General features: G+C 74.7%; 19 protein-coding genes. 7 read left to right on the top strand and 12 right to left on the bottom strand.

Annotated features, from left to right (window positions below; translation table 11 throughout):
* Positions 1-39: 39 nt before the first annotated feature.
* The gene (locus ACTFAP_RS27915; protein ID WP_495682879.1) at positions 40-585 is read left to right on the top strand and encodes a GNAT family N-acetyltransferase; all 546 of its coding nucleotides are present in this window, start codon (positions 40-42) and stop codon (positions 583-585) included.
* A 93-nt stretch (positions 586-678) separates the two neighbouring features.
* The gene (locus tag ACTFAP_RS27910; protein ID WP_390124646.1) at positions 679-2370 is read left to right on the top strand and encodes a DUF885 domain-containing protein; all 1692 of its coding nucleotides are present in this window, start codon (positions 679-681) and stop codon (positions 2368-2370) included.
* A 108-nt stretch (positions 2371-2478) separates the two neighbouring features.
* Here the strand turns inward: ACTFAP_RS27910 and ACTFAP_RS27905 are convergent, their stop codons facing one another.
* The 7 genes from ACTFAP_RS27905 to ACTFAP_RS27875 all read right to left on the bottom strand — a co-directional run bounded on the left by ACTFAP_RS27905 (position 2479) and on the right by ACTFAP_RS27875 (position 11692).
* Entirely contained in the window at positions 2479-3291 is an 813-nt protein-coding gene (locus ACTFAP_RS27905; RefSeq protein WP_500467752.1) for an SDR family oxidoreductase, read from the bottom strand.
* A 31-nt stretch (positions 3292-3322) separates the two neighbouring features.
* The gene (locus tag ACTFAP_RS27900; RefSeq protein ID WP_500467751.1) at positions 3323-6703 is read right to left on the bottom strand and encodes an AAA family ATPase; all 3381 of its coding nucleotides are present in this window, start codon (positions 6701-6703) and stop codon (positions 3323-3325) included.
* Entirely contained in the window at positions 6700-7854 is a 1155-nt protein-coding gene (locus tag ACTFAP_RS27895; RefSeq protein ID WP_500467750.1) for an exonuclease SbcCD subunit D, read from the bottom strand. The genes ACTFAP_RS27900 and ACTFAP_RS27895 overlap by 4 nt, the downstream gene beginning before the upstream one ends.
* Before the next feature lie 190 nt (positions 7855-8044).
* On the bottom strand, positions 8045-9097 hold the full coding sequence (locus tag ACTFAP_RS27890; RefSeq protein ID WP_500467749.1) for a pectinesterase family protein: 1053 nt from the start codon (positions 9095-9097) through the stop codon (positions 8045-8047).
* 73 nt (positions 9098-9170) lie between these two features.
* The gene (locus tag ACTFAP_RS27885) at positions 9171-9830 is read right to left on the bottom strand and encodes a CE1759 family FMN reductase (RefSeq protein WP_495682873.1); all 660 of its coding nucleotides are present in this window, start codon (positions 9828-9830) and stop codon (positions 9171-9173) included.
* On the bottom strand, positions 9827-10915 hold the full coding sequence (locus ACTFAP_RS27880; RefSeq protein WP_500467748.1) for an LLM class flavin-dependent oxidoreductase: 1089 nt from the start codon (positions 10913-10915) through the stop codon (positions 9827-9829). The genes ACTFAP_RS27885 and ACTFAP_RS27880 overlap by 4 nt, the downstream gene beginning before the upstream one ends.
* 147 nt (positions 10916-11062) lie before the next feature.
* On the bottom strand, positions 11063-11692 hold the full coding sequence (locus ACTFAP_RS27875) for an IMPACT family protein (RefSeq protein WP_500467747.1): 630 nt from the start codon (positions 11690-11692) through the stop codon (positions 11063-11065).
* 59 nt (positions 11693-11751) lie between these two features.
* Here ACTFAP_RS27875 and ACTFAP_RS27870 point away from each other — a divergent pair, with 59 nt between their 5' ends.
* Positions 11752-12162 (top strand): CoA-binding protein, encoded by a 411-nt coding sequence (locus ACTFAP_RS27870; RefSeq protein ID WP_495682871.1) that lies wholly within the window; start codon positions 11752-11754, stop codon positions 12160-12162.
* A gap of 12 nt (positions 12163-12174) precedes the next feature.
* Here ACTFAP_RS27870 and bla read toward each other — a convergent pair whose 3' ends face one another.
* Complete coding sequence (gene bla / locus ACTFAP_RS27865; protein ID WP_500467746.1) at positions 12175-13134, bottom strand: class A beta-lactamase; 960 nt, start codon at positions 13132-13134, stop codon at positions 12175-12177.
* Between the two features lie 127 nt (positions 13135-13261).
* Here bla and ACTFAP_RS27860 point away from each other — a divergent pair, with 127 nt between their 5' ends.
* Both ACTFAP_RS27860 and ACTFAP_RS27855 read left to right on the top strand, forming a co-directional pair.
* The gene (locus ACTFAP_RS27860) at positions 13262-14212 is read left to right on the top strand and encodes a LysR family transcriptional regulator (protein ID WP_400008981.1); all 951 of its coding nucleotides are present in this window, start codon (positions 13262-13264) and stop codon (positions 14210-14212) included.
* A complete protein-coding gene (locus ACTFAP_RS27855) occupies positions 14212-15114 on the top strand; it encodes a serine hydrolase (RefSeq protein ID WP_390124622.1) in 903 nt (300 codons plus the stop codon). The genes ACTFAP_RS27860 and ACTFAP_RS27855 overlap by 1 nt, the downstream gene beginning before the upstream one ends.
* 10 nt (positions 15115-15124) lie before the next feature.
* Here the strand turns inward: ACTFAP_RS27855 and ACTFAP_RS27850 are convergent, their stop codons facing one another.
* Positions 15125-15679, bottom strand: a complete 555-nt coding sequence (locus ACTFAP_RS27850) for a YbaK/EbsC family protein (protein ID WP_390124619.1) — start codon at positions 15677-15679, stop codon at positions 15125-15127.
* Between the two features lie 17 nt (positions 15680-15696).
* Positions 15697-16272: a helix-turn-helix domain-containing protein gene (locus ACTFAP_RS27845; RefSeq protein WP_390124617.1), complete on the bottom strand. Its 576-nt coding sequence runs from the start codon at positions 16270-16272 to the stop codon at positions 15697-15699.
* 108 nt (positions 16273-16380) lie between these two features.
* On the opposite strand from ACTFAP_RS27845, the gene ACTFAP_RS27840 reads away from it, so the two are divergent.
* Entirely contained in the window at positions 16381-17241 is an 861-nt protein-coding gene (locus ACTFAP_RS27840; RefSeq protein ID WP_500467745.1) for an EamA family transporter, read from the top strand.
* Positions 17242-17263: 22 nt separating this feature from the next.
* Positions 17264-18241: a DUF8017 domain-containing protein gene (locus ACTFAP_RS27835; RefSeq protein WP_500467744.1), complete on the top strand. Its 978-nt coding sequence runs from the start codon at positions 17264-17266 to the stop codon at positions 18239-18241.
* Between the two features lie 32 nt (positions 18242-18273).
* Here the strand turns inward: ACTFAP_RS27835 and ACTFAP_RS27830 are convergent, their stop codons facing one another.
* Both ACTFAP_RS27830 and tuf read right to left on the bottom strand, forming a co-directional pair.
* The gene (locus ACTFAP_RS27830) at positions 18274-19128 is read right to left on the bottom strand and encodes a fused MFS/spermidine synthase (RefSeq protein WP_495682864.1); all 855 of its coding nucleotides are present in this window, start codon (positions 19126-19128) and stop codon (positions 18274-18276) included.
* 92 nt (positions 19129-19220) lie between these two features.
* Positions 19221-20399 carry an elongation factor Tu gene (gene tuf / locus ACTFAP_RS27825; protein ID WP_500467743.1) on the bottom strand — a complete coding sequence of 393 codons (1179 nt, stop codon included), beginning with the start codon at positions 20397-20399 and terminating at the stop codon, positions 19221-19223.
* Between the last annotated feature and the right edge of the window lie 201 nt (positions 20400-20600).

The raw sequence follows: 20600 nt of genomic DNA, 5'->3' as shown, positions 1-20600 counted from the left end.
GTTCGTGGCCGGGCAACACCGGGGAGGGACAGTGGTTCCATGGCTGACTCCTCCCTCCATCGCACCATCGTCCGCTCGGTGGACCCGGTGGGGCCCGGCGATCTGGCCGCCGCCCAGGAGCTGCACGCCCGCTGCTCGCTCCAGACCCTGCGCGAGCGCTACCACGGGGTGCGGGACGCGGAGGAGGCCGACCGGCTGCTGCCGCATCTGCTCAGCCCCCGGTTCGGGCACGGCGTCGCCGCCCGGGACCGGGACGGCGCCCTGGCGGGCCTGGGACATCTGCTGTGGGACGGCGAGGGCGACGAGGTCGAACTGGCCCTGCTGGTGCCGGACGGCCGACAGCGGCGCGGGGTGGGCACGGCTCTGCTGCGCCGGCTGCTCACCCTGGCCGCGGGCGCCGGCTACACGGAGATCTACGCGGTGACCACCCCGGGCGGCAGCGGCGAGCACGGGCTCCTGGCCCTGCTGCGGGCCTCGGGCCTGACGGTCGGCCGGCACCCTGACGGGGAGACCGTGGTGCTCTCCGCCCCCCTGGCCGCCCGGCCGCTGCCCGCCCCGCTGGATCCGGCCGCCCCCGTACCCTGACGCCACGGCACCACGGCCGCTGACCGGCCACGACAGGAACGACCGGGCACATCAGTAGTGACGAATCCGGGGTCAGGTACCAGGATGGGGCGCATGTCCGAAGACACCACCAGCCCCGTGCTGCCCCGAGCCCTCGCCGATTCCTACGTCGACGCCCTCGTCGCGCTCGACCCCATCACCGGCACCTTCCTGGGCGTCGCCGAGAGCGCCGGACGGCTGCCCGACTACTCCCCCGAAGGCCAGCTGGCCCGGGCCGAACTCGCCCGGCGCACCCTGCGGGAGCTGACCGAGGCGGAGAGCCGCCCAGGAGCGGACAGCGACGCCGAGCGGCGCTGCGCCCGGCTGCTGCGCGAGCGGCTCACCGCCGAACTCGCCGTGCACGAGGCGGACGAGCACCTGCGGGCCGTCAGCAACCTCTTCTCCCCCGTGCACGATGTGCGCAGCGTCTTCTCCCTGATGCCGGCCGAGACCGAGGCCGACTGGGCGGACATCGCCACCCGGCTGCGCGCCGTACCCGCCTCGCTGGAGAGCTACCGGGCCGCGCTGGCCGCCGGCCTGGAGCGCGGGCTTCCGGCCGGGCCGCGTCAGGTCACCACCGTGATCGGCCAGTTGGAGGAGTGGATCGCGGACGGCGCGGAGAAGAGCTGGTTCGCGCAGTTCGTCGCGGACGGCCCCGAGGCGCTGCGCGCGGAGCTGGCCGAGGGCGCGCGCGAGGCCACCGGCGCGATCGTGGCACTGCGGGAGTGGCTGTCCGGCACGTACTCCCCCGGTGTGGCCGGTGCCCCGCAGATCGTGGGCCGCGAGCGGTACGCCCGCTGGGTGCGCTACTGGAACGGCACCGACCTGGACCTGGACGAGGCGTACGCGTACGGCTGGTCCGAGTTCCACCGGCTGCACGCCGAGATGAGGGCCGAGGCGGCCAAGATCCTGCCCGGCGCCACCCCGTGGGAGACGCTGCGTCACCTGGACACCGAGGGCGAGGCCGTCGAGGGTGTCGAGGAAATCCGGGTCTGGCTCCAGGAACTCATGGACGAGGCCATCGCGGCGCTGGACGGCACCCACTTCGAACTGGCGGACCGGGTCAAGCGCGTGGAGTCGATGATCGCCCCGCCCGGCAGCGCGGCGGCCCCGTACTACACCAGCCCTTCGCTCGACTTCTCGCGGCCGGGGCGCACCTGGCTGCCGACGATGGGCGAGACCCGGTTCCCGGTCTACGACCTGGTCTCCACCTGGTACCACGAGGGGGTCCCCGGTCACCACCTCCAGCTGGCGCAGTGGGCGCACGTCGCCGATCAGCTCTCGCGGTACCAGACCACGGTGGGCATGGTCTCGGCCAACGCCGAGGGCTGGGCGCTGTACGCGGAGCGGCTGATGGACGAGCTGGGCTTCCTGGACAACGCGGAGCGCCGGCTGGGCTACCTGGACTGCCAGATGATGCGCGCGGTGCGGGTCATCATCGACATCGGCATGCACCTGGAGCTGGAGATCCCGGCGGACTCGCCGTTCCACCCGGGCGAGCGGTGGACGCCGGAGCTGGCGCAGGAGTTCTTCGGGCAGCACAGCGGGCGGCCCGCGGACTTCGTGGAGAGCGAGCTGGTGCGCTACCTGGGCATGCCGGGGCAGGCCATCGGCTACAAGCTGGGGGAGCGCGCCTGGCTGCGCGGCCGGGAGGCGGCGCGGGCGGCGCACGGTGACGCCTTCGACGCGAAGAAGTGGCACATGGCGGCGCTGTCGCAGGGCTCGCTGGGTCTGGACGACCTGGAGGCGGAGCTCTCGGCGCTGTGAGGAACGGCCGCCCGTCCGGGCCCCTCGGGGCCGGACGGGCGGCCCGGCCGGCGGGCTCACCCCGGCACCACGGGCACCCGGCGCCACCACCACGGGATCACGAGGGCGTCAGCGGGCGAATCCCCCCTCGGAGTTGATGACCTCGCCGGTGATCCAGCCGGCCTCGTCCCCGGCGAGCCAGGTGATGAGCCGGGCGGCGTCCTCGGGGGCGCCCCAGCGTCCCTCCGGGAACAGCCCGGCGACGATGGCGTGGTGCTCGCCGGTGAGATACCCCGTGTCGACCGGCCCCGGGTTGACGGCGTTGACCGTGATGCGCTGCCGCATCAGGCCGGTGGCCAGGCTGCGGGTGATGGAGGCGATGGCGCCCTTGGAGAGCGCGTACGGGATCTGGTCGGGCATGCCACCGCGCAGGTCCTGGCCCGAGGTCATGAGCACGACCCGTCCGGCCGGCGCGTCGGGGCCGCCGAGCCGGTGACGACGGGCGAACGCCTGCACCAGGAGGACCGAGGCACGGGTGTTCACCTGGTAGTGCCGGTCGAGCATGTCGGCGGTGAGCTCCGGCAGCGGCCCGTCGTGGCCGCTGAGGGCCTGATTGGCGATCAGGATGTCCAGGCGGCCCCCGAGGGCTTCGGCCGCGGTGTCGATCAGCGCGGCGGGGACGGCCGGATCGGCCAGGTCGCCGGGGCCGTGCGCGACGACGGCGGACGGGCCGGCCGCCTCCCGGACGGCGGCGGCGAGCGCGGCCGGTCCCTGGGGGTCGGCGCCCCACGGCTGTTCGGCGTCGTGCGGGGTGTGGTGGTGCAGATAGACGCTCGCGCCGAGGGTGGCGAGGCGCCGGGCGGTCGCGAAGCCGATCCCGGCGCGCCGCGAGGCGCCGGTGACCAGGGCGGTACGGCCGAGCAGGGGCTGATGAGGGGTCATGGCCCCACCTTGCGATACGCCGCGTCTCGCGTCACCCGGTTTTCCGTACGGCGGACCCCCGGGCGGTCTTGAGCACCTCCAGCTGGGTGGGGATGCGGGCCCGCAGGTCCGGTACATGGCTGACGATGCCGACCGCGCGGTCCTGTTCGCGCAGCGAGTCCAGCACGTCGAGCACCTCGTCCAGGGACTGTTCGTCCAGGGATCCGAATCCCTCGTCGATGAACAGCGTGTCCAGCCGTTGCCCGCCGGCCTCGGCGGCCACCACGTCGGCCAGACCGAGCGCGAGCGCCAGCGAGACGAAGAACGACTCGCCGCCGGAGAGCGTGGCGGTGTCCCGGGGCCGCCCGGTCCAGGCGTCCAGGACGTGGAGGCCGAGGCCGGAACGGCCTCGGCCTGCCTTGCTGTCGGAGTGCGCCAGCTGATAGCGCCCGGCGGACATCCGGTACAGGCGGCTGCCGGCCGCCTCGGCGACCTGTTCGAGCCGGGCGGCCAGGACGTACGTCTCCAGCCGCATCCGGTAGGTGTTCTCGGCCGCCGTCCCGGCCGCAAGACCGGCCAGCCGCGCGATGCGCGCGGCCTCCTCGCGTATCGGGGCGAGGGCGCGTGCCTGTGTCGCCAGCCGGGCGGAGAGGGTGTCCAGCTCCCGGCAGCGCGTCCGCGCGGCGCTGTCGGCGGCGGCGGCCTCCCGCAGCCGTACGGTGGCGGCGTCGAGCGCCTGCCGGACGACGGCGACCGGGTCGGCGGGCCCGTCGTCCGCGCCGGACAGGTGGCGCGCGGCCTCGGCGACGGCCTCGGTCAGCGTGCGCGCCGGTGCCGACGCCACCTCGCGGGCCTGGCCCGGCAGAGGGTCGGCGCGCCGGTCCCGGGGTGTCGCCGGGCCCTTCGCGCCGTCCCCGTCCTGCTCGGCCGCCGGATGCGGCCGGCGCCCCTGTCCCGGTACGGAAGCAACCGTCCGCTCCACCGTGACGCCCGCGCCGTCCCCCGCCTCGAAGGCGGCGGCACCGCCGGCGCCCCCGGCCGCCGTCGTACCCGACGGCGGTCCCTCGCCCGCACCGGCTGTCCCCGGCTGCCACGACGGTTCTTCGCCCGGTCCGGGCACCGGTCCGGGCAGCCGAGCGCCCGCCTGCCGGGGAACGTCCGTCGCCCCCGGCGCGACGCCGGCATCGCTTCCGGGGGTCCCGACCGCGTCCGCCAGCAGGGCCGCGATGGCGGCCTCCTCCGTGCGCCAGTCGTTCAGGCGGCGTTCCAGGGAGCGCTGGTGCTCGGCGGAACGTACCGCCTGGGCCGCCGCTTCCGGTCCGGGGAATCCGGCCCGGTGGGCGGCGTCCCGCGCCTGGGTCCGCGCAGCCTCCCACCGCTGCGCGCTCTCCCGCGCTCCGCGGACCGTCTCCGCCGCACCGGCCAGGGCCTGTGCCAGGGCGCTCAGTTCGGCGGCGCGGTCGGCCACCGTGGGGGCCTCGCCGCGCGCCGCGTGGATCTCCGCCAGCAGGCCGTCCCGCTCCGTGCGCAGCGCGCGTTCCCGGGACGTACGGGCCGCGATCCGGCGCTCGATGTCCCGGTGCAGGGCCTGCCGTTCGGCGTGGCGCCGCTCGGCCGCCGCCAACCGTCCGCGTACCTCCTCCTCGGTGTCCGCCACCGCCAGATCGGCGCGCTGCTCGTCCTCCAGCGCGGCCAGCGCCCGGGCCAGGCCGGGGACCGTCCCCTCCCCGGCCGCCGCGTCGGCGGCGGCGTGCGCCTCGCGCAGTGCGGCCAGGGCGGCGGAGGCCCGTTCGCGGTGGGCGGATGCGGCACGGTGGGCCTCCTCGGCGGCCCGTTCGTCCTGCGGGGACACCGGGTCGGGGCCGCCCGCCGCGGGGTGCGGGTGCTCGGTGGCACCGCACACCGCGCAGGGCTCGCCCGCCCTCAGTCCCGCCGCGAGTTCGGCGGCCATGCCGCGCAGTCGGCGTTCCTTGAGCTCCAGCCACTCCTCGTACGCGCCCGCCGCCGTCTCCCTGGCCAGCAGTGCGTCCTTCTCGGCCGCCCCGATCCCGTCGGCGAGCGCGGCGCGGCGGCGTGCGGCGTCCAGCCGGTGCCCGGTGTCGGCCAGTGTCCCGGTCCGGTGCCCGGCCCTGGTACGGGCCGCTTCCGCCGCCGCCAGCTGCCGCGCCAGTTCCTCGCGTTCCCCGCCGAACCGCTCCAGCCATCCGGCCGTGTCCGCCAGCAGCTCCGCGTCCTCGTGCTCCTCCCCGGCCAGCGTCTCCAGTTCGGTGGCGAGGCGGCCGGCCCGGTCCTCCGCCTGGCGGGCGGCGGCCAGCGCGCCGAGGTGGCCGCGTACGGTCCGCTCCTGCGCGGCCAGCCGGTCCGCGGGCGCCTCCCTGAGCGGTTCGGGCAGCCCGGCACGCGCGGCTCCGGCCGCCGCGGCGGCGGCCCGGTGCTCCGCCTCGGCGTTCTCGCGCAGTCGCAGGGCCGGGGCGACCGCCGCGGCGGCCCGGGCGGCGGCGAGTTCGGACCCGGTCCGCTCGCGTTCCGCCCGCTGGCCGTCCCAGCGCTCGGCGCGGCGGCGGGCCTCGGCGAGCCGTTCCGCGCGGCGTACCCGCTCGGTCGTCCGCGCGAACGCGCGCTGGGCCCGCGTGTGCCCGGCCTCGGCAGCGTGCAGGGCCTGGGCGGCGATGTCCCGCTGTTCACGGGCGAGGCTGCGCAGCTGGGCCGCCCAGGGCAGTACGTCTTCCGGCGGTTCCGCCGGTTCCCCGGCCCCGGCGGCCTGCCGCAGCCGGTCGGTCAGGGAACGCAGCCGGTCGTCCCCGTCCCGCACCCCGGCCGCCGCCTCCTGCCGCCGGTCCGCCAACCGCTGCTCCACGGCGGCGAACCGCCGCGTGTCGAACAGCCGCCCGAGCAGCTTGGCCCGGTCTTCCGCGCCGGCCCGCAGGAAGCGGGCGAAGTCGCCCTGCGGCAGCAGCACCACCTGGCAGAACTGCTCCCGGTTCATGCCGAGCAGCTGACCGAGTTCCTCGCCGATCTCCTGGTGCGAGCGGCTGAGCGCCCGCCAGGTGCCGCCCGCGCCGTCCGTGGTCCGCTCGCGCAGCGCGCTGTACGCACGTTCCGTCGTGGTTCCGGTGCCGCGCTTCTTGGGCCGCTCGCGTTCCGGCCGCCGGGTCACCTCCAGGCGCCGGCCGCCGAGCGTGAGTTCGAGGACGACCTCGGTCGCCGTCTCCGGCTCGGCGTGGTCGCTGCGCAGCCCACCCGGGGCCTGCTGCCGCGCGCCGGGCACCGATCCGTAGAGCGCGAAGCACACCCCGTCCAGGATGGCGGTCTTCCCGGCCCCGGTCGGGCCGTGCAGCAGGAACAGCCCGCCGGATGACAGGGCGTCGAAGTCGATGTGCTGGGTGCCGCCGAACGGCCCGAAGGCGGTCAGGGTGAGCCGGTGCAGCCTCATGCGTTTCGCTCCCCCACCCGGGCGGCCTCCAGGGCGCGCCGCAGTTCGGCGCGTTCCTGTGCGTCGGGTGCCTGCCCGGGCCGTACGTGGGCGATGAAGTCCTCGGCGATCCGCTGGTCGTCGCGGCCACGCAGCCGCTCGGCGTAACTGCGGCGGCCCTCGCGGGCGGCCTGTTCGGGCGCGAAGGCGAGGGCGAGAAGATGCGGGAAGCGGACGGAGAGCCGGGCCATGGGCTCGGGGGGCCGGGCGGGATCGGTCAGGGTGGCCTCGACCCAGTGCTCACGGTGCCGCTCCAGCGAGGGGTCGGCCAGCAGGTCCTCCAGCCGTCCGGTGATCCTGGCCAGCGGGCGGGGCACGGGGCAGTCCACGCGCTCGCCGCGCACCGCGCCGGCGGCGTCGAGGTCGATGAGCCACATGGACTTGCGGTGGCCGGCCTCGGAGAAGGAGTACGCGAGTGGGGAGCCCGAGTACCGCACCCGCTCGGTGAGCGTCTGGCAGCCGTGCAGATGGCCGAGTGCCGCGTAGTGGACGCCGTCGAAGAGCGCGGCGGGCACCGAGGCGGCACCGCCCGCGGTGATGTCGCGTTCGCTGTCGGAGGTCGCGCCGCCGGTGACGAAGGCGTGGGCGAGCACGACGGCGCGCGTCCCGGCCGGCCGGCGGGCGAGATCCTCGCGCACCCGCCGCATGGCGGCTCCGAGCACGGCGCTGTGCCGGGCGGTCTCCACCGCGAACTGCTCCCGCACCAGCTGCGGTTCCAGGTACGGCAGCCCGTACACGGCGACCTCGCCGTGGGCGTCCCGCAGCAGGACGGGGGTGGCGCAGTCCTCGGGGTCGGTCCGCAGGTGCACCCCGGCGCCCCCCATCAGCCCCGCGCCGACTCCCAGTCTTCTGGCCGAGTCGTGGTTGCCGGAGATCATGACGGCGGGAACCCCGGCCCCGGCCAACTGCCGCAGCACGTGGTCGAACAGCTCCACGGCGACCAGCTGCGGCACGGCCCGGTCGTAGATGTCCCCGGCGACGAGCACCGCGTCCACCTCGCGCCGCCGGGCGGTCTCCACCAGATGGTCGAGGAACACCCGCTGCGCCTCGATCAACGGCACCCGGTGCAGCCCCCGCCCCAGATGCCAGTCGGAGGTGTGCAGAAACCTCACCCAGCCCGCTCCGATCACTCCGTACACCCGTTCGCCGCCGCACCCGGACCGGCAGGGAAGGGGTGGGTCGGCCAAGGTCCCTACGCTAAGCGGTGTCCGTGTCGGCGCGCCCGGCGGGTGGGGCGGACGGTGCGTGCGGTTCCTTCCCCCGGTGTTGTCGGGGGAAGGACCGCGAGGAGGAACGGGTGGTCTACGGCGTCCAGCCGCCGAGCCAGGTGGCCGGGGCGTGGGAGCCGGCCTGCTGGTCGGTCAGGTGGGGGCGGGTGCCGCTCGGGGTGCCCGCGCCGGGGCCGCTGTTGCGGTATTCGGTGAAGCGGGCGCCCTGCCAGGGGAAGCCGCTCATGTCGGTCCAGGGGGTGGTGCGGATCGCGGCGGACAGCTGGGTGTCGCGGACGGTCACCTGGGGGTGCAGGGTGGCGTCGCCGCCGGAGTACCAGGGGCGGCCCAGGTAGTAGGTGCGGTCGCTCACGTCGCCGGTGATGGTGGAGTCGGTGATGAGGAAACCGGGGAACTGCGGCGCGGTGGAGGGGGCGGTGACGTAGCCGGCCGAGGTGCCGTCGGGGCGGCGGGTGACCTGGATGACCGAGTGGGTGATGACGGCCGTGGCGCGGCCGAAGATGAAGTCGACGTTGCCGGTGATGGTGGAGTCGGAGATGTGGACCCGGCCCTGCCGGTCCTTGTTCGCGCTGTCCAGCAGCAGCGTGTCCTGGTCGCCGTGGGCGGCGATGTTGGAGAGCACGATGCGGTCGCCGCGGGTACGCAGCGCCACCGCCTGGTGGTTGGGCTGGTCGGCGTGGGCCAGTTCGTCGAAGTCGTTGGCGAAGGTGATGTTGCGGGCCTGGAAGTCGTCGGCGTCGACGGCGAAGGTGGCGCTGCCGCTCGTGCCGTACGTGCCGCCGCCCGGCTTGGGGGTGCCGCTGGAGTTGTTGTAGACGATCGTCACGTCGGCGGCCCGGCCGCTGCTGCCGACGAGCCGGATGTGCGGCTTGTTGCTGGGCACCAGGACGACTTCCCGGTAGACGCCCGGCTGGACGGTGATGGTGACGGGGCTGGTGTTGTTGGCGGGGACGGCGTCGATCGCCGCCTGGATGCCGGCGAAGGCCGCGCTGCCGTCGGCGGCCACCGTCAGGGAGGCGGGGGCCGCGTGGCCGGCCGCTGCGGTGGCGGTCGGGGTCAGGGCGGTGGAGAGCAGGGCGGCGGCCAGCAGCAGGGGTGCGGCCAGGGTGCGGGGACGCGAACGCATGGGTCATCCGTTCTGCGAGGGAGGTGGTGTCCTTCGCACCCTGGTTGCCGCGGGGCTCGGTTTGGTTGCCGGCTCAGCGCTGGGGGCGCAGCGCCGCCAGTTGTTCGGCGAAGGGGATGACCTCCCGCTCCTCGACCGCCGCCGACGCGGGGGCCGGCCCGGCGGCACCGGCTCGCGGCGCGCCCGCCATGAGTGCGGCGAGCTCGCGGCCGGCGCGCCGGATGCGTTCGGGGAGCCGGTCCACGAGCGGGTCGGTGCCGCCGCCCCAGTCCTCGGACGCCGCGTACACCCCGGTCGGTACGGTGACCGTCCGCAGGTAGCCGAACAGCGGGCGCATGGCGTGGTCCAGCACGAGCGAGTGCCGGGCGCTGCCGCCGGTGGCGCCGACCAGGACGGGGCGGCCCGCCAGCAGATCGGCCTCCAGAAGGTCGGCGTAGGACTTGAACAGTCCGCTGTAGGAGGCGTTGAAGACCGGGGTGACGGCGATGATGCCGTCCGCCCCCGTCGTCGCGTCGAGCGCGTCGCGCAGCGCCGGGCCGGGGAATCCGGTGACCAGGTGCTGGGCGATGTCGCCCGCCAGTTCGCGCAGTTCGATGACCCGGGTGGTCACCTCGCGGCCGTTCTCCTCCAGGTGTGCGGCGGTGGCCTCGGCCAGCCGGTCGGCGAGCAGCCGGGTGGTGGACGGCTTGCCGAGGCCCGCCGTGATGACCGTCAGCTTCAGCGGGGTCGTCATCGCAGGGCTCCTTCCTTGTGCTGGGCGACCCGGGCGGCGTGGGTGGGGCCCTGCGGGACGCCGTCGGCCCGCCGGTCGGCGAACTCCTTGCGCAGCACGGGCAGTACCTCCTCGCCGAACAGGTCCAGCTGCTCCAGCACGGTCTTCAGCGGCAGCCCCGCGTGGTCGACCAGGAACAGCTGGCGCTGGTAGTCGCCGAAGGACTCGCGGAAGGTCAGGGTCTTCTCGATGACCTCCTGCGGGCTGCCGACGGTCAGCGGTGTCTGGTCGGTGAACTCCTCCAGCGAGGGGCCGTGGCCGTAGACCGGGGCGTTGTCGAAGTAGGGGCGGAACTCGCGCACCGCGTCCTGGGAGTTGCGGCGCATGAAGAATTGCCCGCCGAGGCCGACCACGGCGCTCTCGCGCGGCCCGTGACCGTAGTGCGCCCAGCGGTCGCGGTACAGGTCGATGAGGCGCTTGAAGTGCTCCTTGGGCCAGAAGATGTTGTTGGCGAAGAAGCCGTCGCCGTAGTACGCGGCCTGTTCGGCGATCTCGGGGCTGCGGATGGAGCCGTGCCACACGAAGGGCGGGACGCCGTCCAGCGGGCGCGGGGTGGAGGTGAAGCCCTGGAGCGGGGTGCGGAAGCGGCCTTCCCAGTCGACGACGTCCTCGCGCCACAGCTGGTGCAGCAGCGCGTAGTTCTCGATGGCCAGCGGGATGCCCTGCCGGATGTCCTGGCCGAACCAGGGATAGACGGGGCCGGTGTTGCCACGGCCCAGCATCAGGTCGACGCGCCCGTCGGCCAGGTGCTGGAGCATCGCGAAGTCCTCGGCGATCTTCACCGGGTCGTTGGTGGTGATGAGGGTGGTGGAGGTGGACAGGATGAGCCGCTCGGTGCGGGCGGCGATCCAGCCGAGCATGGTGGTGGGCGAGGAGGGGACGAACGGGGGGTTGTGGTGCTCGCCGGTGGCGAAGACGTCGAGCCCGATCTCCTCGGCCTTGAGCGCGATGGCGGTCATGGCCTTGATGCGGTCGTGCTCGCTCGGCGTGGTGCCGTTGGTGGGGTCGGTGGTGACATCCCCGACCGTGAAAATGCCGAACTGCATCGTGCCCGCCTCCTGGATTGTTTACTGTTCAACTATACTGCCGGAACACGCCCCGGCCGCCCACTATTCCCCCGTGCCGGCGGCCCCCGCGGCGCCCTTGCCGGAGCCCGGCCCGCGGGCTGTCGGCGCCTCCCCCGACCCGCCCCCTCAGGCCACGCCGTAGGTGTCCGCGCCCAGCTCCAGCCGTGCCGCGCCGGCCGTCGCGTCCGCCAGCCAGCCCTCGAACCCGGGCACCCCCGCCGCCGGCAGCGCGACCTCGATCGTCACCGCGGCCCCGTAGCGCACCTCACGCACCGCGTGCCCCTTCGCGCGCAGCTCATGCTCCAGACGGCCCGCCCGCTGATGATCGACCGTGACCATCGCCAGCCGGTACCGCCGCCGGGTCTCGGTGCCCACCGCGTCCAGCGCCGCCCCCACCGCGCCCCCGTACGCCCTGATCAGCCCGCCGGCGCCCAGCTTCACCCCGCCGTAGTACCGGGTGACCACCGCCACCGCGTACCGGATCTCCCGCCGGGTGAGCATCCGCAGCATCGGCACCCCCGCCGTGCCGCCGGGCTCGCCGTCGTCGCCGCACTTCTGTACGCCCGCCTCCGCACCGATCACATACGCCCAGCAGTGATGGGTGGCCGTGGGGTGCGCCGCCCGCTCCCGGGCGAGGATCGCGGCCGCCGCCTCCTCGGTGCCCGCCGGTGCCAGCGCGCACACGAAGCGCGAACGGTTGACCTCGGTTTCGTGCACGCCCCCCGCACCGGCCACCGTCACATACGCGTCCCGCATCCGGCCAGCCTAAGCCGAGGCCCGGGAATGGCGTGCCCGGGGCGGTCGTTGACGCAGGCATGGACACCGAAACGGACACCGTACGACGCATCCTCACCGAGACCGGCGACACCTGGGCGGTCGTGGGCCTGTCCAACAACGAGCGCCGCGCCGCGTACGGGGTCGCCGCCGTGCTCCAGCGGTTCGGCAAGCGGGTCGTGCCCGTCCACCCCAAGGCGGAGACGGTGCACGGCGAGCGCGGCTACGCCTCGCTCGCCGAGATCCCGTTCCCGGTGGATGTGGTGGATGTCTTCGTCAACAGCGCACTCGCCGGCGCGGTCGCCGACGAGGCGGTGGCCATCGGGGCCAAGGCGGTGTGGTTCCAGCTCGGCGTGGTCGACGAGGCCGCCCGGGAACGCACCCGGGCGGCCGGTCTCGACATGGTCATGGACCGCTGCCCGGCGATCGAGATCCCCCGGCTGCCGGGCTAACCTGTCTTCCTGTTACCGGGAGCCGCTCAGCGCTCCGACGGCGACCGAGGCGGCCTCGGCGATGAGCGCGTTGTCGAACTCCGCGTCCGGCTCGTCGTGGGTGGAGTAGATCGCGAGCAGCAGCGGCTCACCGCCGTCCTCCGGCCACAGCACCGCGATGTCGTTGCGGCCGCCGTAGCCGCCCGCGCCGGTCTTGTCGCCCACGGTCCAGCCCTCACCGACACCCGCCCGGATCAGCTCGTCCCCGGTGGTGTTGGTGATCAGCCACTCGCTCAGCTGCGCGCGCTCCGGCTCGGGCAGCACATCGCCCAGCACGTAGGCGCCCAGGTTCGCGGCGAAGACGCGCGGGGTGGAGGTGTCCCGCTCGTCCCCCGGCACGGCCTCGTTCAGCTCCGTCTCGTAGCGGTCCATCCGGGTCGTGTCGTCGCCCAGCCCGGCCAGCCGCTCCTGAAGTCCGGCCGGGCCGCCGATGGTGTCCCAGAGCAGGTTCGCGGCGGCGTTGTCGCTGTAGCGGACGGTGGCGTCGCACAGATCCGACATGCTCATGCCCCCTTCGGGCAGGTTCTCCTCCGTCACCGGAGAGTGCGGGACCAGGTCCTCCTCCCCGTACGGGATCACCTCGTCCATGCCCGCCAGGCCGTACTCCTCCAGCACGGCCCCGCACAGCAGCGCCTTGAAGGTGGAGGCGTACGCGAACCGCTCGTCCTCCCGGTGGCCGATCTCCTCGCCGCTGCCGGTGTCCAGCGCGTACACGCCCAGCCGTACGTCGTACTCCTCCTCCAGCCGCGCGAACTCCTCCTCCGGATCCTGGGAGAGGTCCGCGTCCGCAACGGAGGCGCCCGGTGCCCGCTCGCCCCCACCGTCCGCCGTACCGCTCCGGTCCGCGCCGCCGCAGCCCACCAGCGGCACCAGCACCAGCGTCCCCAGTGCCCCGGTCAGGAACCTGCCGCCGACTCGCCTGTGCACCCGCATCTTCGCTCCCCTTCACGCACGGACCGGGGACGGTCCCCGCCCGCGTGATCACCCTCCCGCCCGGCCACCCATGCCGTCCAAGACCCGGTTGCGCGGTTCCATGCCGAAGTGGCATAGGGTCGCGGCCATGGATCTGGTCGGTGCCTGCCGCGCCTTCGTGAAGGTGAGCGAACGCGGCAGTTTCACGGTCGGCGCGGCGGCCGCCCGGATGGCCCAGTCGGTGGCCAGCCGCCGGATCGCCGCGCTGGAGAAGCATCTGGGCGAACCCCTGCTGGAACGCTCCGCGCGCCGCGCGACGCTCACCCCCTTCGGCCGCGATCTGCTGCCGCACGCCCGCCGGCTGGTCCAGCTGGCCGAACTGCTGGAGCACGAGGCGGAGACCGCCAAGCGCCGCCCGTTCCGGCTGGCCGTCCCGGACGGCTGCCCGGCCGGTGCGCTGGCCCGGCTCATCGCCGACGCACGGCGCCACGAGCTGATCCTGGAGCCCCGGCCGCTGCCGCCCGCCGAGCGCGCCGAGCGGGTGAGGGTCCAGGAGGTGCGCGCCGCCCTGGTCGCGGTGCCGGAGAGCGAGGCGGTGTGGACCGTGCCGCTGGGCCTGGCCGGGGCCACCGAGCCCGCCGGGGCCCGGATCCATCTGGAGACGCTGCGCGCCGGGCGCACCGACCGCGACCCGCCGCGCCGGGTGTGGCTCCAGCCGGAGGACGAGGTGCCGCACATCCGCGACCCGCTGGCCCGGCTGCGCGACGCGGTGGGGCTGCGGCCGGCCCAGCTCATGTCGGCCGGTTCACCGGCGGCGGCCGCCGCCGAGGTGCTGTGCTCACGGGACCTGCTGCTGTGCTCGCGGGCGCAGGCGGCGGAGCTGGGCCTGCACTGGCGCCCGCTCGGCGAACTGCGGCCGGTGCGCGGCTTCGCCGTGGCCGCCGCCGTACGCGCGGACGCCGAGCGGATCAGGCAGCTGCTGGGCGGCGGCATCGCCCGCTGCCTGGGCGCCGAACCGCAGGACGGGAGCGGCCCGCGGGCCGGGGCACCGGCAGGAACAGGATCGGGAACGGAAACGGGGGCGGGCACGGCCGCATGATGAACGAGGACCGTCTGCTGCGGGAGTTGCGCGCGACGCTGCGGGACGGCGGGCTGCGCGGCTCGTTCCTGGTCCGCGATCTGGCCACCGGCGACGAGCTGGGCATCGACCCCGATCTCGAACTCCCCGTCGCCTCCCTGGTGAAGATCCCGCTGGCCATCGCGACGCTGGAGCGGGTACGGCGCGGCGAGCTGGACCCCGCCCGGCAGATCGAGGTGGCGCCCGGTCGCGTCACCGCGCCGGGACCGACCGGGCTGAGCCGGTTCCGGCACCCGGCCCGGATGGCCGTCGACGACCTGCTCTACCTGGGCGTCTCCATCAGCGACAGCACCTCCGCCGACGCGCTGTTCGCGCTCACCCCGCCCGCCGAGGTCGCCCGGATCCTGGACGAACTCGGCCTGGACGGCGTCTTCGTGCGGCACCCGATGGGCGACCTGGAGGACACCCCGGTGGACCGGCTCCATCCGGCGGACGCCCACCTCGCGCACTCCCTGGCGATCGGCGCCAGCACCAGCGGCCGGGGCCACCCGGTGTGGCAGCTGGACATCGCCCGCGCCAACACCGGCACCGCCCGTGCCTTCACCGAACTGCTCCAGGCGCTGTGGACCCCTTCGGCGATCGACCCGGGGATCGCGCAGCGGGTGCGGGAGCTGATGGGGGCCAATCTGCTGCGGCAGCGGCTGGCCCCCGACTTCAGCTCGGACGCCACCGTGTGGTCCTCCAAGACGGGCACCCTGCTGAACCTGCGGCACGAGACGGGCGTGGTCGAGCACGCGGACGGTCAGGCGTTCGCGGTGACCGCGCTCACCGAGTCACAGGTTCCGGCGGGCCGGCAGCCGGAGGCGGAGGCGCTCATGGGCCGGGTGGCCCGGGCGCTGCGCGATCAGCTGCGGCAGGGCTGAGCCGGGCGGGTCAGCGGCCGAGCCCTTCCACCACCGTCACACCGGGCAGGGAGCCGAGCGCCTTGCCCGGCAGGATGATCTTGCCGCGCCGGTGGCCGCTGCCGATCAGCGCCCAGGGCAGTTCGACGACGGCCGCGTCCACCAGCAGCGGCCAGCCGTCCGGCAGCCCGATGGGTGTGATGCCGCCGTACTCCATGCCGCTGGCCTGCACGGCCTGCTCCATCGGCGCGAACGACGCCTTGCGGGCGCCCAGTCGGCGGCGCACCTCGCCGTTGACATCGACCCGGGTGGTGGCGGGCACCAGGGCGGCGGCGAGCGTGGTCTCCCCGCCCCGTTTCCCGGCGATCACGACACAGTTGGCCGAGGCCTGCTCCAGGTCCGCGCCGTAGGCGGCCACGAAGACCGCGGTGTCGGCCTTCTCCGGGTCGCTGTCCACGAACAGCACCTGCTCGACGGGCACCGGCCCCGTCCAGGCGCGCAGGGCGGCGCCGACCGGCGCGGGCAGCAGGTCCAGGCGCTCGATGGCGGGACGGGCTTCGTCGAATGCTCCGATGGGGGCGCGCATGGCGGCACCGTAACAAGTCAGCCGTGCGCGGACGGCACCGAGGCCGCCATCATGAACTCGACGGGCTCCTGCCCGTCGTTGCGGTAGCTGTGCGCCACGTGGGCCTCGTACGAGGCGGACACCCGGGCCGGCACCTCGTGGTCCACGCCGTCCAGCCGGATGGTGAGCACTCCGGTCTCCACATGCACCAGTTCGGTGCTGCCCGGCGGATGCGGGTCCGAGACGTGGCTCTCCCCCGGCATCAGCCGCCAGCGCCACAGCTCCAGCGGGCCCGGCGCCTCGGTGCCGGCCAGCAGCGTGCTGTGGCTGCCCGCCTCGGTGGACCACAGCCGGATCGCCCGCTCCGGGGGCACCAGCCGTACGGAGGGGGTCTGGTCGAAGTCCAGCAGCGTGGTGATGCTCACCCCCAGCGCGTCGCCGACCTTCACCACCGTGCCGACGCTGGGGTTCGTCCTGGCCTGCTCGATCTGGATGAGCATCCCCCGGCTGATGCCGGCCCTGGCGGCGAGCCCGTCCAGGGTGAAGCCGCGTTCGGTGCGCAGCCGGCGCAGGTTGCGGGCGAGGGACTGGGTGAGCTGATCGAGGTCGGTCACGGGCGGCCTCTCCGCAGGGGTCACATATTCTGTACGCCACAGTGCAATGAAGTGCGCTAGAGTACGGCGTTCCCTTCTCGTCCAACGCACTGTACTGCGAGGTACTCAATGGTAGCCCTGGCCCTGGTGACCAGTCTGCTGTGGGGGCTGGCCGACTTCGGTGGCGGGCTGCTGTCCCGGCGTACCCCGGCGCTCACCGTGATGGTGGTCTCGCAGAGCCTGGCCACCGTGACGATGGGCACGATCGTCGTCGCCACCGGGGCCTGGAGCGAGGCCGGGCCGCGGCTGTGGTGCGCGGTGGCGGCCGGGCTGATCGGGCCGGGCGCGGTCCTGTGCTACTACCGGGCGCTGGCGCGCGGCCCGATGGGCGTGGTCTCGCCGCTGGTGGCCACCGCCGTCGCGGTGCCCATCACGGTGGCGCTGGTGCTCGGCGAACGGCCGCAGCCGCTGCAGTACGCGGGCATCGGCATCGCCGTGGTCGGCGTCCTGCTGGCCGGTGGCCCGCAGCTGCGCGGCGCCGCCCTCCAGCGCCGCACGGTCGCGCTGGCGCTGGTCGCGGCGGCCGGGTTCGGGGCGGTGCTGGTGCTGATCGTGCAGTCGGCGACCACCGTGCGCGGGCTGCTGCTGGCGCTGTTCGTGCAGCGGCTGTGCAGTGTGGCGGTGGGCGGCGGGGCGCTGTTCGCGGCGGCGCGGCGCGGCGCCCCGGTGCTGCCGGAGGGCGGGCGGCGGGCCCTGGCGGGGACGCTGCCGGCGCTGGCGTTCGTCGGGGTGGCGGATCTCGCGGGCAACGCCACGTACGCGCTGGCCGCCTCGATCGGCCCGGTGACGATCGCCGCCGTGCTGGCCTCACTCGACCCGCTCATCTGCGCGCTGGCGGCGCGCGGGGTCCTGCGTGAGCGGCTGCGGCTGATCCAGGCGGCGGGGGCGGGGCTCGCGATGACCGGGACACTGCTGCTGGCCTCCGGATAGTTCTTCTCTATTCTCCTGTTCCATGAGGCCAGGAGAACAGCAGCCGGGGGACGGCCGACCTTCCGCGGTGAACGGTCCGTACCAGCAGCAGGGCGGGCATCCCACGCACCCCCCTTACCCGTACGGGGGGTACCAGCCGCCGCACGGGCCGCCGGGGCCGTACGCGCCCACCGTGCTCACCCCGCCGCCGGGCGGCGGGGGCGGCGGCGGGGGCCGGTCGAAGGCCGCGATCGCCGTCGTCGCGACGGCCGTCGTGGCGGCGGCGGCCGTGGTCACCACGGTGCTGGTGCTGCGCGGCGGCGACGGGCAGCCGTCCGCCGCGCCGACCCCTCCCGAAGGGGAGAGCACCACGGGCGCCCGCCCGGCACCCGATGACCCGAGGCGTTCGGTGGTCACCGTCCCGGACCCGGTGGTCGCCCCGGACTGGCGGGTGCAGACCAACGCGGACAAGCACAACGCGTTCGACGTGCCGCCGGAATGGCAGACCAACTCCGAGGACACCCTGGTCGGCTACAACGACTCCCGGGAGGGCGCCGATCCGCAGGACGTGCTGGTCGCCATGTCGGGACCGGTGGAGTACATGTACGGCTGGTGCGCCGAGGCGGACAACGCCTCCTCCCGCGCGCTCGCCGGCACCAAGGCGGGCCAGGGCGCCTCGGGCGTCGAGGAGGCCGCCACCAATGAGGCGAAGAACTGGGTGCTGGCCGCCTACGACCAGGAGCAGGAAGGCACCTTCACCACCACGGAACCGGAGCCGTTCACCAGCGAGCACGGCATCACCGGCTACACGGTGACGGCCACGGTCACCGATGTGCCGCCGGACCCGGACGCGGCGTGCGAGGGCCCCGAGGGCGGCAAGGCGATCACGTTCTCCTACATCGACGCCGAGGGCGATCTGGCCACCTGGGTCCTGGTGATGGACACCGGGTACCCGGAGGAGCCCTCCCAGGAGACGATCGACGCGATGATGAACAGCCTGCGGCCGTACGCGGTGGACTGAGGCCACCGCCCGCCGGGGCGGGCGGGCGCGGCTCAGCCGACGCCGAACGCCCCGGCGGGCGGCGCCGGGGAGGGACGGGCGGCGTCCTCCGGTACGGGGCGGGCGTCGCCGGTGAGCCGGGTCAGCTCGGCGCCGTGCACCACGCGGGCCGGGAACGGGTCGGCGGCCACCCGGCGGGCCAGGCCCTCGGGCGGCAGCGGCGCGGTACGCGAGGCGAGCAGCAGCAGGTTGCCGAAGCGCCGGCCGCGCAGGACGGGGGGCTCGGCGACCAGACACAGCTGGTCGAAGGCGTCGGCGAGATTGGCGAGCTGGGAGCGCAGAAAGCCGAAGGGCGCGGCGTCCGCGAGATTGACGGCGTAACAGCCGCCCGGCCGCAGCGCGCGGGCCGCCGCGTGCGCGCAGCCGGCGGTGGTCATCGGCCCGGGGATGCGGGAGCGGTCGAAGACATCGGCGATCACCAGGTCGTACGCGCCGGCCGGCGCCGCCTCCAGTTCCTCCCGGGCGTCCGCCACCCGCGTCTCGATGGGCTCGGCCAGTGGCACCGGGAGCCGCTCGGCGATCAGCGCGGCCAGCGGGCCGTCCGCGTCCACGACGCGCTGCCGGGAGCCGGGGCGGGTGGCGGCGGCGTACCGGGGCAGGGTGAGCGCGCCACCGCCCAGGTGCAGCAGGTCGAGCGGGTCGCCGGCCGGGGCCATGGTGTCCAGGACATGGCCGATCCGGCGGGTGTACTCGAACTCCAGGTGGGTGGGGTCGCGCAGGTCGACGTAGGACTGCGGGGCCCCGTCCACGGTCAGCAGCCAGGCGCCGTCCCGGTCGATGTCGGGCAGCAGCCGGGCGGTGCCGTATGCCACCGGCCGGATCACCGGTATCGCCTCGTGCTCACTCACCCGGACATTGTGCCCCGGCCGGACCGGGCCGTGGCCCGGTCCGGCCGCGATCCGCGGCGGGCGGCCCCGGGGGGAGCCGCCCGCCGCGCCACTCAGGCGTCCTCGACCGCCGTCACCCGCCCGGCGCCCACCGTGCGGCCGCCCTCGCGGATCGCGAAGCCGAGACCCGGCTCCAGCGGTACGGCGTGCCCCAGTTCGACCGTCATGGTGACGGCGTCCCCCGGCAGCGCCGTCCCCCCGTCGGGCAGGGTGATGTCACCGACCACGTCCGCCGTACGGATGTAGAACTGCGGCCGGTAGCCGCTGGCCACGCCCGTGCGCCGGCCGCCCTCCGCCGCGGAGAGCAGGTACGTCTCCGCCGTGAAGACGCGGCGCGGGGTGACGCTGCCGGGCAGGGCCACGATGTCACCACGCCGCACCGCGTCGCGGGCCACGCCGCGCAGCAGCAGCGCCACGTTGTCGCCGGCCTGCGCCTCGGTCATCGGCTTGCCGAAGGTCTCCAGGCCGGTGACCACCGTCTCGGTGCCCGCCTCGCCCACCAGCAGCACGCGGTCACCGATGCGCACCGTGCCGCGCTCGATGGCGCCGGTGACCACCGTGCCGCGCCCGGTGATGGTCAGCACGTTCTCCACCGGCAGCAGGAACGGCGCGTCCACGTACCGCTCGGGCACCGGCACGTACGTGTCGACCGCGTCCAGCAGCGCCTCGATCGCGCCGCTCCAGCGTGGCTCGCCGCGCAGCGCGCCGAGCCCGGAGACCCGGACCACCGGCAGCGACTCCCCCGCGTATCCCTGCGCGGTGAGCAGTTCGCGCACCTCCAGCTCCACCAGGTCCATCAGCTCCGGGTCGCCCATGTCGGCCATGGTCATGGCCACCACGATGTGCTCGACGCCGACCTGCTTGGCGAGCAGCACGTGCTCGGCGGTCTGCGGCATGACGCCGTCCACCGCCGAGACGACCAGGATCGCGCCGTCCAGCTGGGCGGCGCCGGTGATCATGTTCTTGATGAAGTCGGCGTGCCCGGGCATGTCGACGTGGGCGTAGTGCCGGGTCTCCGTCTCGTACTCGATGTGCGAGATCGTGATGGTGATGCCCCGGGCCGCCTCCTCGGGGGCCTTGTCGATGCGGTCGAAGGGCACGAAGGTGCCGGTGCCGCGGTCGCTGAGGACCTTGGTGATGGCGGCGGTCAGCGTCGTCTTGCCGTGGTCGACGTGGCCCATGGTGCCGATGTTGAGGTGGGGCTTGGTGCGAACGTATGCCTGCTTGGGCATGGTTTCTTCCTTCACGGCTGCGCCGGTGTGGCGCCGGCCGGGGACCGTCCCGGCCGGCGCGCGAACCCCCTGGATCCCACCGACCCTCCCCCTGCGGGGTCCGCGGTGCGATCCGGGGAGGGTCAGCGTCGGGCGCCGTCTGCGGCGTGCAGGAAGACGGCAGCCTTCGGCGCGTCCGCTGCTGCGGACGGCGCTGCGAGG

It is taken from the genome of Streptomyces sp. PH9007, assembly GCF_059813725.1.
Note: the sequence above shows the minus strand (reverse complement) of the source record. Positions and strands in the feature narration are given on the sequence as shown.

Bases quoted from the DNA above. Each gene is read 5' to 3' on its own strand.
- ACTFAP_RS27915 (WP_495682879.1), top strand. From the start codon at position 40: ATGGCTGACTCCTCCCTCCATCGCACCATCGTCCGCTCGGTGGACCCG.
- ACTFAP_RS27910 (WP_390124646.1), top strand. From the start codon at position 679: ATGTCCGAAGACACCACCAGCCCCGTGCTGCCCCGAGCCCTCGCCGAT.
- ACTFAP_RS27905 (WP_500467752.1), bottom strand. From the start codon at position 3,291: ATGACCCCTCATCAGCCCCTGCTCGGCCGTACCGCCCTGGTCACCGGC.
- ACTFAP_RS27900 (WP_500467751.1), bottom strand. From the start codon at position 6,703: ATGAGGCTGCACCGGCTCACCCTGACCGCCTTCGGGCCGTTCGGCGGC.
- ACTFAP_RS27890 (WP_500467749.1), bottom strand. From the start codon at position 9,097: ATGCGTTCGCGTCCCCGCACCCTGGCCGCACCCCTGCTGCTGGCCGCC.
- ACTFAP_RS27885 (WP_495682873.1), bottom strand. From the start codon at position 9,830: ATGACGACCCCGCTGAAGCTGACGGTCATCACGGCGGGCCTCGGCAAG.
- ACTFAP_RS27880 (WP_500467748.1), bottom strand. From the start codon at position 10,915: ATGCAGTTCGGCATTTTCACGGTCGGGGATGTCACCACCGACCCCACC.
- ACTFAP_RS27875 (WP_500467747.1), bottom strand. From the start codon at position 11,692: ATGCGGGACGCGTATGTGACGGTGGCCGGTGCGGGGGGCGTGCACGAA.
- ACTFAP_RS27870 (WP_495682871.1), top strand. From the start codon at position 11,752: ATGGACACCGAAACGGACACCGTACGACGCATCCTCACCGAGACCGGC.
- bla (WP_500467746.1), bottom strand. From the start codon at position 13,134: ATGCGGGTGCACAGGCGAGTCGGCGGCAGGTTCCTGACCGGGGCACTG.
- ACTFAP_RS27860 (WP_400008981.1), top strand. From the start codon at position 13,262: ATGGATCTGGTCGGTGCCTGCCGCGCCTTCGTGAAGGTGAGCGAACGC.
- ACTFAP_RS27855 (WP_390124622.1), top strand. From the start codon at position 14,212: ATGAACGAGGACCGTCTGCTGCGGGAGTTGCGCGCGACGCTGCGGGAC.
- ACTFAP_RS27850 (WP_390124619.1), bottom strand. From the start codon at position 15,679: ATGCGCGCCCCCATCGGAGCATTCGACGAAGCCCGTCCCGCCATCGAG.
- ACTFAP_RS27840 (WP_500467745.1), top strand. From the start codon at position 16,381: ATGGTAGCCCTGGCCCTGGTGACCAGTCTGCTGTGGGGGCTGGCCGAC.
- ACTFAP_RS27835 (WP_500467744.1), top strand. From the start codon at position 17,264: ATGAGGCCAGGAGAACAGCAGCCGGGGGACGGCCGACCTTCCGCGGTG.
- tuf (WP_500467743.1), bottom strand. From the start codon at position 20,399: ATGCCCAAGCAGGCATACGTTCGCACCAAGCCCCACCTCAACATCGGC.